Annotated in this window: 10 protein-coding genes; 6 read left to right on the top strand and 4 right to left on the bottom strand. The window is 68.7% G+C overall.

What is annotated here, in order from left to right:
• On the bottom strand, positions 1-1,040 hold a 1,040-nt coding region (locus VLG41_RS16510; protein WP_325350483.1), incomplete at its 3' end, for a glycosyltransferase family 1 protein.
• A 170-nt stretch (positions 1,041-1,210) separates the two neighbouring features.
• Between VLG41_RS16510 and VLG41_RS16505 the strand changes: the two genes are divergently transcribed.
• A complete protein-coding gene (locus VLG41_RS16505; protein ID WP_325350482.1) occupies positions 1,211-1,813 on the top strand; it encodes a hypothetical protein in 603 nt (200 codons plus the stop codon).
• Positions 1,814-2,165: 352 nt separating this feature from the next.
• Here VLG41_RS16505 and VLG41_RS16500 read toward each other — a convergent pair whose 3' ends face one another.
• Positions 2,166-3,818 (bottom strand): aminotransferase class III-fold pyridoxal phosphate-dependent enzyme, encoded by a 1,653-nt coding sequence (locus tag VLG41_RS16500; protein WP_325350481.1) that lies wholly within the window; start codon positions 3,816-3,818, stop codon positions 2,166-2,168.
• A gap of 56 nt (positions 3,819-3,874) precedes the next feature.
• Between VLG41_RS16500 and asd the strand changes: the two genes are divergently transcribed.
• The 4 genes from asd (at position 3,875) to VLG41_RS16480 (ending at position 8,917) form a co-directional block, all read left to right on the top strand.
• Positions 3,875-4,807 carry an archaetidylserine decarboxylase gene (asd, locus tag VLG41_RS16495; protein ID WP_325350480.1) on the top strand — a complete coding sequence of 311 codons (933 nt, stop codon included), beginning with the start codon at positions 3,875-3,877 and terminating at the stop codon, positions 4,805-4,807.
• A 149-nt stretch (positions 4,808-4,956) separates the two neighbouring features.
• Positions 4,957-5,250 carry a helix-turn-helix domain-containing protein gene (locus tag VLG41_RS16490; RefSeq protein WP_414652508.1) on the top strand — a complete coding sequence of 98 codons (294 nt, stop codon included), beginning with the start codon at positions 4,957-4,959 and terminating at the stop codon, positions 5,248-5,250.
• The gene (locus tag VLG41_RS16485; RefSeq protein ID WP_325350478.1) at positions 5,231-6,640 is read left to right on the top strand and encodes a HipA domain-containing protein; all 1,410 of its coding nucleotides are present in this window, start codon (positions 5,231-5,233) and stop codon (positions 6,638-6,640) included. The genes VLG41_RS16490 and VLG41_RS16485 overlap by 20 nt, the downstream gene beginning before the upstream one ends.
• A 108-nt stretch (positions 6,641-6,748) precedes the next feature.
• Positions 6,749-8,917: a PhoX family phosphatase gene (locus tag VLG41_RS16480; RefSeq protein WP_325350477.1), complete on the top strand. Its 2,169-nt coding sequence runs from the start codon at positions 6,749-6,751 to the stop codon at positions 8,915-8,917.
• Between the two features lie 59 nt (positions 8,918-8,976).
• Here the strand turns inward: VLG41_RS16480 and VLG41_RS16475 are convergent, their stop codons facing one another.
• The gene (locus VLG41_RS16475; protein ID WP_325350476.1) at positions 8,977-11,337 is read right to left on the bottom strand and encodes a UvrD-helicase domain-containing protein; all 2,361 of its coding nucleotides are present in this window, start codon (positions 11,335-11,337) and stop codon (positions 8,977-8,979) included.
• Between the two features lie 210 nt (positions 11,338-11,547).
• On the opposite strand from VLG41_RS16475, the gene VLG41_RS16470 reads away from it, so the two are divergent.
• Complete coding sequence (locus VLG41_RS16470) at positions 11,548-12,525, top strand: GMP reductase (RefSeq protein WP_325350475.1); 978 nt, start codon at positions 11,548-11,550, stop codon at positions 12,523-12,525.
• A gap of 21 nt (positions 12,526-12,546) precedes the next feature.
• On the opposite strand, the gene VLG41_RS16465 is transcribed toward VLG41_RS16470, so the two are convergent.
• Complete coding sequence (locus VLG41_RS16465; protein ID WP_325350474.1) at positions 12,547-13,443, bottom strand: alpha/beta hydrolase; 897 nt, start codon at positions 13,441-13,443, stop codon at positions 12,547-12,549.
• Positions 13,444-13,514 lie beyond the last annotated feature (71 nt).

Here is a 13,514-nt window from a genome sequence, read left to right as displayed (position 1 = left end):
GGCTCGTCGTCCACCGGCAGCAGCCAGCCGTTGTGGCCGCTGCGCACCCAGTCGCCCGCGGCCGCGGTGTCGAAGGCCAGCACCGGCAGGCCGCTGGCCAGGGCCTCGATGGTGACGTTGCCGAAGGTTTCGGTGAGGCTGGCGAAGGCGAACAGGTCGGCGCTGGCGTAGTGCGCGGCCAGGTCCTCGTCGCGGCGCATGCCGGCGAAGATCGCCTCGGGGCAACGCTGCTGCAAGGCACCGCGCTGCGGCCCGTCGCCCACGAAAACCAGCTTCACATCCGGGTTCTGCGCGCGCATGGCTTCAAAGGCCTGCAGCACGACGCCCAGGTTCTTCTCCAGCGCCAGGCGGCCCACGGCCACCATCACCAGCGTGCTGTCGCTCGCGCCCCAACTCTGGCGCAGTTCGGCGCTGCGCCGCGCGGGGTTGAAGCGCTGCGTGTCCACGCCGCGCGCCACCACGCTCACGTTGCGGAAACCGATGGCCTGCAGTTCCGCGCGCAGGGTCTGCGTGGGCACCATGGTGCAGCGCGTGAGGTTGTGGAACTTGCGCAGGTAGGCCACGATGGGCGTCTTGAGCCAGCCCACGCCGTAGTGCTGGCTGTAGGCGTGGAAGTTGGTGCGGAAGTCGGACGTGACGGGCAGGCGCAGGCGGCGCGCGGCCTGCAGGGCCGACCAGCCCAGCGGACCCTCGGTGGCGATGTGCACCAGATCCGGCCGGCGCAGCGTCCATGAGCGCACCAGCGCGCCCTTGCTGGGCAGGCCGAGCTTGAGCTCGGGGTAGCGCGGGATGGGCATGCCGCGCATGAGCAGTTCATGAAAGCCCGGGTCCTGTCGAGCCGCGTCCTCGCGCGTCTGGCGCGGGCGGATGAGCTGCACTTCGTGGTTGCGCGCGCGCAGGCCCTGCACCAGGCGCGAGAGCGTGAGCGACACGCCGTTGATCTCGGGCGGCCAGGTTTCCGTCACCACGGCGAGCCGCAGGGATGGGCGGGCGGCCGGAAAGGCCTCCACCAGGATCGTTTCGGCGCTCGTGTCGGACATGGGGGCATGGTGGGACGGCTTCGCGGCAGATTGATGACAAAGCGACAGGCGCGTGACGGACGTGTGCCCGCGCGGTGACGCCGCCGCGGTGTCACCGCGATGTCACGCGATCGCAGGACCATGCGAGCCGCTTCCATCCATCTTTCCTCACTCTGTCGACGGAGACCGCCTTGAACGATTTCTTCAAGACCCTGGAGATCCAGCGCTGGGACGACCACCGCTACTACCACCACAGCCGCATCAACCAGACGCTGCACCTGATCAGCGCGATCAGTTTCGTGATCGCCTACGTGATGCTGTGGTTCGATCCGATCATTTCGGCGCTGATCGCGTGGCTGGTGTCGATGACCTCGCGTCAGGCGGGGCACTTCTTCTTCGAGCCGAAGGGTTACGACCACGTGAACCAGGCGACGCATGAGTACAAGGAAGAGATCAAGGTAGGCTACAACCTGCGCCGCAAGGTGGTGCTGATGAGCCTGTGGGCGCTGGCGCCGGTGCTGGTGTGGATCGATCCCGCGGTGCTGGGGCTGTTCGAGCCGCACCACGACAACTGGGGCTATATCCGCCACGTGGGCACGCTGTGGCTGGGGCTGGGCATCGGCGGGCTGCTGTTCCGCACCATCCACCTGTTCTTCCTGCAGGACATCCAGACAGGGCTGGTGTGGGCGACGAAGATCCTGACCGACCCGTTCCACGACATCAAGCTGTACCACAAGGCGCCGCTGTTCCTGCTGCGCGGTCAGCTCATCGATCCTGGGGTGGGTCACCGCTGATTGGATTGGGTGTTCGGTGCGTTTCGTGCCGACACCTCGCGAAGCTCGGAGCCACTGGGTGCCCTGCTCCGCGAATGTCCCCCGGACCGGGCTGCGCCCGGTCCTCCTCCTTTATTTCGCTGCGCAGGGCACCCAGCGTCTCCGAGCTGAAGAAGCGGTGGCGCACCAACCGACCGAGTGCCAACGAGGTCGGCGGTGATCGGGTGTCCGGCGCAGCGACATAAAGGAGGAGGAGCGGAGCGCGCCAGCGATCCGCTCCGGGGGACAGTCGCGGAGCCGGACACCCGAGCGCCGCCGACCGGGCCACCCGGAGAAAGCCGCTGGAATATCAAGCCAGCAGCCGGAGAACCACTCAGTGCCTCCCGAAGAACGCCGACAAGGTCTCCTTGCGCAACTGCTTGCCGATGAACTTGGCGTCCACGCCTTCGGGAAGCGTCCACCAGCCAGCCGCCTGCATGTCCTTACCGGCCGCCACGCAGCGCTGCACCACCTCATCGAACGCGGCATCGTCGAAATTCAGCGCGAAGATGAAACGACCCGTGCCCACCCAGCTCAAGGCCAGGCCATGCCAGCGCAGGTAGTACTGGAACATCCAGTGATACCGCCCCGGTTGCGTGTAGCCCAGCGTCCACACGCTGTGCAGGTTCTCCGCGCGCACCGGCAGGCCGGCCTCGGCCATGGCGGCGTTGAAGCGCTCGCGGCGCGCGTTCCAGCGCTCGTCGCTGCCCGCGTACAGGGCCTGCACCTCGGGCGTGTCCAGGCGCTTGAAGAAGACGTGCATGCCGCCCATCACGTGCGGGTGCGAGTTGAAGGTGCCACGCGCGAAGCACAGGTCGGCGGGGCGGTCGACGCGGAAGCGCTTCATCAGATCGGCGCGCCCACACACCACGCCCACCGGGTAGCCACCGGCCACCGACTTGCCGTAGGTCACCATGTCGGCCTTCACGCCGAAGTATTCCTGCGCGCCACCAGGCGCGAGGCGAAAGCCCAGGAAGACCTCGTCGAAGATCAGCACGATGCCGCGTTCGGTGCAGACCTCACGCAAGCGCTTGAGCCACTGCGTGTAGGCCGCGCGGTCGTAACCGGCGCTGCGCAGGCCGTTCATGAGCGTGGAGTCGCCCGGCGCGTTGCGGTTGGGGTGCAGGGCCTGCAGGGGGTTGATGAGCACGCAGGCGATGTCGCGGCGCGTGCGCAGCACCTGCAGGCTCCGGTCGTCCATGTCCTTGAGCGTGTAGGTCTCGCGCGGCGGCATGGGATTGCCGGGGCCGGGCTGCACGTCCTCCCACCAGCCGTGGTACGCGCCGCAGAAACGCACCAGGTTCTTCTTGCGCGTGTGGTAGCGCGCCAGGCGCACGGCCTGCATCACGGCCTCGGTGCCGCTCATGTGGAACGACACCTGGTCCTGGCCGGAGATGGCCTTCAGGCGCGCGATGTTGCTGGCCACCACCGGGTGGTAGGCGCCCAGCACGGGGCCGAGTTCGAGGCCGATGGCCGCGCCCTCTTCCATGCAGGCCTTGTAGAAGTCCACGCCGAAGACGTTGACGCCGTAGGAGCCGGTGAGGTCGAGGAAGCGGTTGCCGTCGAGGTCCTCCACTTCCACGCCGCCGGCCGAGCGCACGAAGGCGCCGACCTTCAGCCGCTCGCGCAGGTAGGGGCTGAAGGGAAAGGGCACGCGGTAGGCGCCGGTGAGCTGCAGGTCGGCCAGGCCCTCACGCGCCTCGGCGGTCAGCGCGAGGGACTTCGCGTAGCGCTCGGCATAACCCGCGCACAGCGCCTCAAAGGCCGCGCGGCGCTGCGCGGCCAGCGCTTCGTCGGCGCCGTCGGCTTTGAAGAAGTTCGATTCGTCGAAGGCGTAGCCCGGCAGCCAGCCCGCCAGGCGCTTGGCCATGCGCGAGTGCCCCGCGAGCGAGCGGTGCTTGGCGCGCGACAGTTCCAGGCGCTGCTTAAGGTAAGGCAAGGCCAGCAGGAGCGAACCGGCCGGCAGGGCGTAAGGCAGAAGGGACATGGCGTTCGGGGCGTCGTGGTGTTCCCGCACTTGTATGGCCCCCGGATGACCCAACGATGAAAACATTGCGACAGAACGATCACGGCTTCGTGCAACGCCAGTTGCGCCGCCTGGCGCTCAGCGAGGACCTGAACTTCTTGCTCACCAACCGCGTGCCGCGCCTGGCACTCACGCGCTTCATGGGCTGGTTCAGCGGCATCCGCCAGCCGCTGGTGCGCGACGCCTCCATGGCCGTATGGAAGGCCTTCACCGACCTGGACCTGAGCGACGCGAAGCAGCAGCGCTTCGACAGCCTGCACGACTGCTTCACGCGCGAGCTGCGCGAGGGCGCGCGGCCGATCGACGCCAACCCCGCGGTGCTGGTGAGCCCCTGCGACGCCATCGTCGGCGCGAGCGGGCGCATCGGCGACGACCCGCAGGCCCAGGTGTTCCAGGCCAAGGGCTTTCCGTACGCGCTCACCGAGCTGCTCGGCACCTCGCCCCGCAGCCAGGCCGCCATCGACACCCTGCGCGGCGGCCAGTTCGTGACACTGCGCCTGACCTCGGCCATGTACCACCGCTTCCACGCACCCGAGGCGCTGCGGCTCGAGCACGTGACGCACTTCAGCGGCGACACCTGGAACGTGAACCCCATCGCCTTGAAGCGCGTGGAACGCCTGTTCTGCCGCAACGAACGCGCCGCGCTGTTCACGCGGCTGGACGACGGCACGCCGCTGGTGCTGGTGCCGGTGGCCGCCATCCTGGTGGCCAGCCTGCGCCTGCGCGCGCTGCCCCTGGCGCTGAACACGCGCTACCGCGGCCCCGACGAACTGCCCTGCGACGCGGCCTACGCGCGCGGGCAGGAAATGGGCCACTTCGAACACGGCTCCACCGTCATCGTGCTGGCGCCGCCGGGCTTCGCACTGGCGCCGGGCGCCGTGCCCGGCGAGCCGATCCGCATGGGCCTGCCCTTGCTGCAACGGACCTTGGCCCAGTCCAGCCTGAAATAGTTACGCAATAGCGGAACTATATTGCCCAATCGGAGCTTTTCCTCAATAATTTCGCTATCACCGGAAAAATCGTGCACTTACCCCTTGAGTGCGATTAATTCCGGTATGGCGGAACTATGGCAAGAAAGCTGCCCTCTGTTGACCCCGATGTGTCGCCCCTGGCCCAAAGCCTGCCCGAGCTGGGCCTCATCGTGCGCAACGCTCGCGCCCAGGGTGGCTTTCGCATCGACGACGCCGCCCAACTGGCGGGTGTGTCCAGCGACCTCGTCTCACGGCTCGAAAACGGCAAGCCGGTGACGACCGACAAGCTGCTCAAGCTGCTCGACACCATGGGCCTGGCCCTGCTCGTGATGCCGCACGCACAGGCGTCCCGGGCGCTGCGCGCGGTGCCAGCGGACGCCCCGCACCCCACGGAGACGCCCCATGACCACCGGGACGAGTGAAGCGCTCGCCTACCGCCAGGCCGACTACACACTGCATGTTTTCGCGGGCAACACCCCCGTGGGCGAACTCGTTCAGAACCCGCTGGAAGGCAGCTTCAGCCTGAACTACGCGCCCGACTGGGCAGCCTCCGGCCTCGGCTTCCCCCTGGCGCCCCATCTGCCCTTGCACACGCCACCGAGCTCGGCCGCCATCCGCCGCTTCCTGGAAAACCTGCTGCCCGAGGGCGATGCGCTCGATGACCTCTCGCGCGTGGAGGCCATCTCCAAAGGCAACGTCTTCGGCCTGATCCGCCACCTGGGCCGCGAAACCACTGGCGCCCTGAGCTTCCTGCCGCCGGGACAGACACCCGACAACATTCCCCCCAGCGCGCGTGAAATCACGGCGGAAGAACTGCACGAGCGCATCGCCAACCGCGACAGCGTTCCCTTCACCGTCTGGGACGGCAAGGTGCGCCTGTCGGTGGCGGGCCAGCAGGACAAGCTGCTGGTGCAGAAAGCCGGCGAGCGCCTCTTCCTGGTGGATGGCTCGCTGTCGTCGACGCACATCCTCAAGCCCGAGCCCCGCCGCGCCTATCTCAAGCACATGGTGGCCAACGAGCACTACTGCATGCGATTGGCTGCCCGCTTGGGACATCTCGCGTATCGGCAGACCCTGGTGGCCCAAGTGGACATTCTTCGCGTGCCCGATCCGGTGCTCTGTGTCCGCCGCTTCGATCGCACCGAACTGACCGGGACGGCCGTGCCCGGCGTGGCCGATGGCGCACTGCCGCGCGTGCGCCGCCTGCACGTCATCGACGGCTGCCAGGCGCTGGACCTGCCCGTGTCCATGAAGTACGAACGCAACATCGGCAGCGGCCGGGACGTGGCCCATATCCGCGACGGGGCGAGCTTTGCCCGCCTGCACACCCTGCGGCCCCGGCTCGAACACCCGGCGGTCGGGCTGCGGCACATGGGCTTCTGGTCCATCCTCACGCTGCTGTTGGGCAACAGCGACGCGCATGGCAAGAACCTCTCGTTCCAAGCCGGGCCCGGTGGCTTGAGCGTGTGTCCGCTGTACGACCTGGTCAGCGTCCTGCACTTCGACGCAGGCCAGATCGACCACGAATTCGCGATGGCCTTCGGCGATGCGTTCCATTTCCAGGACGTGGCGCCGTTCCCCCTGGCGGACCACTGCGTGCGGTGCGGTATCGACAGGCGCTTCTTCGCGCGGGAACTCCGGCAGCTGTGCCGACTGGCGCAGAAGGAAGCCTTGGGGGTGGCGCAGGACCCGACCTACACCGACGCCGAGCGCGGCACCGTGACCGCCATCGCGCACGCCGTCATCGCGCGCGCACAGCGGCTCGATGCGATGGTCGATGCGATTCCGCGATTCGACAGGGGCCTGTTCTAGGTCCAGGGCCCAGCGGCAAGCCTGAGTTCGCCACATGACTGTCACGCGATCGTCACGCCAGGTGTGAACGATCGGGGGTGCAACACACAACACCCCACGAGGACAGGAATGAGCGAACAGAACGCGCGCCGACCCGGCGAGCTTTTCAATGACGAAGACTCCAACCGCAGCGACAACGCCAGCTTCGACAGCGTGCTGGCCACGCGCCTGAGCCGGCGCCACGTGCTGCGCGGCGGCGCGGGCGCAGCCGTGGTGGGCAGCGCGGCGCTGGCCGGTTGCGCCACGCCGGCTTCGCCCGCGGGCCCCCAGCCCGTCAACCAGCTCGGCTTCACGCCCGTCGCGCGCAGCACGGCCGACGCCTTGGCGGTGCCCCCGGGCTACACCGCGCAAGTGCTCTACGCCGGTGGCGACCCGCTGGGCGCCGACGTGCCCGCCTTCAAGAACGACGGCACCGACGAGCAGTGGGGCAAACGCGCCGGTGACCACCACGACGGCATCGAGTGGTTCGGCCTGGACGCGCAGAACCAGCCCTCGGGCAGCTTCACCTCGCGCGGCCTGCTGGCCATGAACCACGAGGCCACCACCGACGAGAAGCTCTCCTCCTTCTTCATCCACGCCAACGGCGGCACGGCCACGCTGCCGCGCCCCGCGGCCGAGATCGACAAGGAACTGATGATCCACGGCATCTCCGTGGTGGAGGTGCGCCGCGACGGCCGCCGCTGGGCCACGCAGCCGGCCTCGCCCTACAACCGCCGCATCACCACGCTGAGCGAAGCCATCTTCACCGGCCCCGCCGCCGGCAGCGCGCACCTGGCCACGAAGTACAGCCCCAATGGCACCAAGGCGCGCGGCACGGTCAACAACTGCGGCACCGGCAAGACGCCCTGGGGCACGCTGGTCTCCGGCGAAGAGAACTGGTTCGGCTACTTCTTCCGCGACGCGCAGGACGACGCGCGCCGCAACGACCCGAAGATCACCGCCGCCTTCAAGCGCTACGGCCGCAACGCGGGCGCGGCCAGCCGCCACGGCTGGGAATCGGGCGGCAGCGACGACCGCTTCCTGCGCTGGAACACCGGTGCCACCGGCGCAAGCGCGCGCGAGGACTACCGCAACGAGTTCCACACCTTCGGCTACGTGGTCGAGCTCGACCCCTACAACCCCAACACCCTGCTGACCAAGCGCACCGCGCTGGGCCGCTTCGCGCACGAGAACGTGAGCTTCGCCAAGCCGGTGCAAGGCCAGCCGGTGGTGGCCTACATGGGCTGCGACGCGCGCGGCGAGTACATCTACAAGTTCGTCTCCGCCGAGAAGTGGGACCCGGCCGACGCCCACCCGCGCAACCGCCTGGCCGCGGGCGACAAGTACCTGGACGCCGGCGCGCTGTACGTGGCGCGCTTCAATGCCGACGGCAGCGGCGAGTGGCTGGAGCTCTCGCCCAAGAACCCCGCCATCAGCGGCTTCAAGGGCTTCGACTTCAAGACCCAGGCCGACGTCTGCGTGTTCACCCGCCTGGCCGCCGACGCGGCGGGCGCCACCAAGATGGACCGCCCCGAGTGGACCGGCGTGAACCCGAAGAACGGCGAGGTCTACATCACGCTCACCAACAACAGCGCGCGCACCGAGGCCACGGTGGACGCCGCCAACCCGCGCGCCTACAGCGACATGAAGGCCGGCAAGGAGCAGAAGGGCAACGTGCACGGCCACATCGTGCGCCTGGCCGAGGCCACGCCCGCCGAGGCGAAGTTCCGCTGGGACATCTACCTCTTCGCGTCCGAAGCCGACGCCGACAAGGCCAGCATCAACCTCTCCAACCTGAGCGACGAAAACGACCTGTCCTCGCCCGACGGCCTGGTGTTCAGCCCCGCCACCGGCATCTGCTGGATCCAGACCGACGACGGCGCCTACACCGACAAGACCAACTGCATGCTGCTGGCCGCCCTGCCCGGCCAGGTGGGCGATGGCGGCGCGCGCACGGTGAAATCCGGCACCCGGGAAGTGACCACGCACGCCGGCAAGCCGCAGACACCGGCCACGCTGCGCCGCTTCCTGGTCGGCCCCCGAGGCGCCGAGATCACCGGCATCACCGAGACGCCCGATGGCCGCGCGATCTTCGTGAACATCCAGCATGCGGGCGAAAACACGAAGATGGCCGACCTCGGCGACCCGGCGAAATACGAGAGCCGCTGGCCCGGCAACGCGGGCTACGGCGCGGGCCAACGCCCCCGCTCGGCCACGGTCGTGATCACCAAGAACGATGGCGGGGTGATCGGCACCTGAAGCCGCTCGCCATCGCACCCTGCAGGCCCCGCGGCGCGCGCCGCGGGGCCTTTTTCTTTTCACTCGATGGGGGTGAGCTTGGCCACGCTGAGTGCGAGCCATTTGGTGCCGTGGCGCGAGAAGCTCACCTGCGCGCGCGCGTCGTCGCCCGCGCCCTCCACGGCCAGCACCTTGCCCTCGCCGAACTTGTTGTGGAACACGGCCATGCCGCTCTTGATGGGCGTACCACGGTCGGGCTCGGGTGCCGGCGCGCTGGCGGCCTTCCAGGCCGGCGACCACGCGGGTTGCGGCACCGGCGCGCCCATCGCGCGGTGCCCGCCCCAGCCGGCGCTGCCCATGCCACCCCAGCCCGAGGCCTGCGGCGGCGTGAGCCACTTCAGGCAGTGCTCGGGCAGCTCGTCGAAGAAGCGGCTCTTGAGGTTGTAGCGCGTCTGGCCGTGCAGCAGGCGCGTCTGCGAATGGCTCAGGTACAGGCGCTTGCGGGCGCGCGTGATCGCCACGTACATCAGGCGGCGCTCTTCCTCCAGGCCGTCGCGGTCGCTCATGGCGTTCTCGTGCGGGAACAGGCCCTCCTCCAGGCCGCCAATGAACACGCAGTCGAACTCCAGGCCCTTGGCCGCGTGCACGGTCATGAGCTGCACCGCGTCCTGCCCGGCCTGGGCCTGGTTGTCGCCCGACTCGAGCGCCGCGTGCGAGAGAAAGGCCGCGAGCGGGCTCAGGGTCTCGCCGGTGTCGGCGTCGGGCGCGAGCGGCTCGTCGAGCACCGGCGCGTTCAGGTCCAGCCCCTGGCTGGCCGGGCTCTGCGTCAGCGCCACCGCCTCGCGGCCGAAGCCTTCCTGCATGACGAAGCTCTCGGCCGCGTTGACCAGTTCCTCCAGGTTCTCCACCCGCTCCTGGCCCTCTCGTTCCTGGCGGTAGTGCTCCACCAGGCCGCTGTGCTCCAGCACCAGTTCGACGATGTCCTTGAGGTTGCTGCCCTCGCTGCGCTCGCGCATCACGTCGACCTTGGCGACGAAGCCGGCGATGGCCGTGCCCGCGCGGCCCGTGACCGCGCTCACCGCGTCGTGCAGCGAACAGCCGGCCGCACGCGCCACGTCCTGCAACTGCTCCACGCTGCGCGCGCCGATGCCACGCGGCGGGAAGTTCAGCACGCGCAGAAAGCTGGTGTCGTCGCGCGGGTTCTCGATCAGGCGCAGATAGGCCAGGGCGTGCTTGACCTCGGCGCGTTCGAAGAAGCGTAGGCCACCGTACACGCGGTAAGGCAGGCCGGCGTTGAACAGTGCGGTCTCCACCACGCGGCTTTGCGCGTTGCTGCGGTAGAGGATGGCGATCTCGCTGCGGGGAACCTCTTCCCGCACCAGCGCCTTGATCTCGTCCACGATCCACTGCGCCTCGGCGAAGTCGCTCACCGACTCGTTGATGCGCACCAGCTCGCCCGCGCCCGCCTCGGTGCGCAGGTTCTTGCCCAGGCGGCGCTGGTTGTGGCCGATGAGGTGGTTCGCCGCGTCGAGGATGTTGCTCACGCTGCGGTAGTTCTGCTCCAGCTTGATCTGGTGCTGCACGCGAAACTCGCGCACGAAGTCCGCCATATTGCCCACACGCGCGCCGCGAAAGGCGTAGATGCTCTGGTCGTCGTCGCCCACCGCGAACACCGCATTGCCCACCGCCGCGTCCAGGCCTTCCATGGGCGGCGGCGAGAACAGCTTGATCCAGGCGTACTGCAGCTTGTTGGTGTCCTGGAACTCGTCGATCAGGATGTGGCGAAAGCGCCGCTGGTAGTGCGCGCGGATGGCGTCCTGGTCGCGCAGCAGCTCGTAGCTGCGCAGCATCAGCTCGCCGAAATCGACCACGCCCTCGCGCTGGCACTGCTCTTCGTACAGCGCGTACAGCTCGATCTTCTTTCGCGTGTCCTCGTCGCGCGCAGGCACGTCGCGCGGGCGCATGCCGTCTTCCTTGCAGCCGGCGATGAAGTACTGCAACTGCTTGGGCGGAAAGCGCTCGTCGTCCACGTTGAACTGCTTGCACAGGCGCTTGATGGCCGAGAGCTGGTCCTGCGTGTCCAGGATCTGGAAGGTGGCGGGCAGGCCCGCGAGCTGGTGGTGCGCGCGCAGCAGGCGGTTGCACAGGCCGTGGAAGGTGCCGATCCACATGCCGCGCACGTTCACGGGCAGCAGCGCCGACAGGCGCGTCACCATCTCCTTGGCGGCCTTGTTGGTGAAGGTCACGGCCAGCACGCCGCCCGGGCCGATCTGGCCGGTCTGCAGCAGCCAGGCGATGCGCGTGGTGAGCACGCGCGTCTTGCCCGAACCGGCGCCCGCGAGGATGAGCGCGTGTTCGGCGGGCAGGGTGACGGCGGCGGCCTGCTCGGGGTTGAGGCCGGCGACCAGCGGCGAGGCGTTCGGTGGGGTGTCCAGGGGCATCACGGGATTGTAGGAAGCGCCCGCGCACCGACCGCGCCATACGTGGGGGCATATGGGTGCCATATGCATCGGCCACCGGACCATCGGTCTAGAATCGCGCACCGGGCCCAAGATTCTTGCGCCCGGTTTTCTTTTTGCCCCTCGCACGGCAAAGGAACCGGCCAGGCCAAGCGCTCATCTGTTCAACAACAGCTTTCTGGAGCCGGGTTCATGGAGATCTTCGACTACGACAACATCCTGCTGCTGCCGCGCAAGTGCCGCGTGGACAGCCGCTCGGAATGCGACGCCGGCGTGGAGCTGGGCGGGCGGCGTTTCCGCCTGCCCGTGGTGCCCGCCAACATGAAGACGGTGGTGGACGAGACCATCTGCACCTGGCTGGCGCAGAACGGCTACTTCTACGTCATGCACCGCTTCGACCTGGACAACGTGCAGTTCGTCCGCGACATGCACGCCAAGGGCTGCTTCGCCTCGATCTCGCTGGGCGTGAAGGCGCCCGACTACGCCACGGTGGACACGCTGGCGGCCGAGGGCCTGAGCCCCGAGTACATCACCATCGACATCGCGCACGGCCACGCCGACAGCGTGAAGAACATGATCGGCTACCTCAAGCAGAAGCTGCCCAAGGCCTTCGTGATCGCGGGCAACGTGGCCACGCCCGAGGCTGTCATCGACCTGGAGAACTGGGGCGCCGACGCCACCAAGGTGGGCGTGGGTCCGGGCAAGGTCTGCATCACCAAGCTCAAGACCGGTTTCGGCACCGGCGGCTGGCAACTCAGCGCGCTCAAGTGGTGTGCGCGCGTGGCCACCAAGCCCATCATCGCGGACGGCGGCATCCGCTGCCACGGCGACATCGCCAAGAGCGTGCGCTTCGGCGCCAGCATGGTGATGATCGGCTCGCTGTTCGCGGGCCACGAGGAATCGCCCGGCCAGACGGTGGAAGAGAACGGCGTGCTCTACAAGGAGTACTACGGCTCGGCCAGCGACTTCAACAAGGGCGAGTACAAGCACGTCGAGGGCAAGCGCATCCTGGAGCCGATCAAGGGCCCGCTGGCGAACACGCTGACCGAGATGGAGCAGGACGTGCAGAGCTCCATCAGCTACGCCGGCGGCACCAAGCTGCTGGACATCCGCAAGGTGAACTACGTGATCCTGGGCGGCGACAACGCGGGCGAACACCTCCTGATGTGAAGCGCCGCCAGGCGCTTCACATCACACGCCGAGCAGGCCGCGCGCGAGCGTGTGCAGCCGGTGCCCCGGCTTCACCAGCGCGTCCAGCACGCTGAAGTGGTTCAGGCCGGGCAGGTCTTCGCACACCGGCACCACCTCGGGGCCCCAGGCCTCGCGGATCAGCCGGTTCTGGCGGCGGAACTCGCCGCTCTCGTCGCCACCGGCCACGGCCACCAGTTCCCCGCGCCCCTGGCGCAGGCCCGGCGAGGGCAGCCGCGCGGGGCTGGCCTGACGCACCTGCTCGGGCGTGAGCTGCAGCGAGGGCTGCACGAACGGGGCCTGGCGCACCGGCGCCAGATCGAACACGCCGGAAATCGACAGCGCGTTGCGCACCAGCGAGGCGGGCAGGTCGGCGCCCACCTCGGGCCAGCGACAGGCCAGCATCATGGCCGCCAAGTGCCCGCCCGCCGAATGGCCCGCCACGGTGATGCGGCTCGGGTCGCCGCCGTGCGCGGCGATGTGGCGGTGCGTCCAGGCCAGGGCCTGCACCATCTGCAAGGTGATGCCCGGGATGGTGATGGCCGGGGCCAGCGCGTAGTTCGCCACCACCACACACACCCCCAGGCGCTGGAACAGCGGGGCGATGAACGAGTGTTCGGACTTGTCGAGCGCGCGCCAGTAGCCGCCGTGGATGAAGAACAGCACCGGCGCGGCGCCCGCCCCGCCCCGGGCCGGGAAGATGTCGAGCTGCTCCAGCGGCCCGTGCCCGTAGCGCACGTCAAGCAACGCGCCGCCCTGTTCGCGGGCCTGCCGCGAGGCCTCGGCCCAGCGCTCGAAGTACGCCGGGTGGTCGGGCACCAGGGCGCGGTTGTTGTACTCGCGGTCGAGCCAGGCGGGGTCTTGGTTGAAGCTCAGGTCCATGGCGGGCGATTGTGTCATCGACGGACCCTGGGGCTTACCCGCTGGGGCCACCGGCGCCGGGGTATCTGGGGTATGCTGCGCGAATTCCG

This window comes from Hydrogenophaga sp., from assembly GCF_035481345.1.
GTDB lineage: Bacteria > Pseudomonadota > Gammaproteobacteria > Burkholderiales > Burkholderiaceae_C > Hydrogenophaga.
This window is presented reverse-complemented; position numbering and strand designations above follow the sequence as displayed.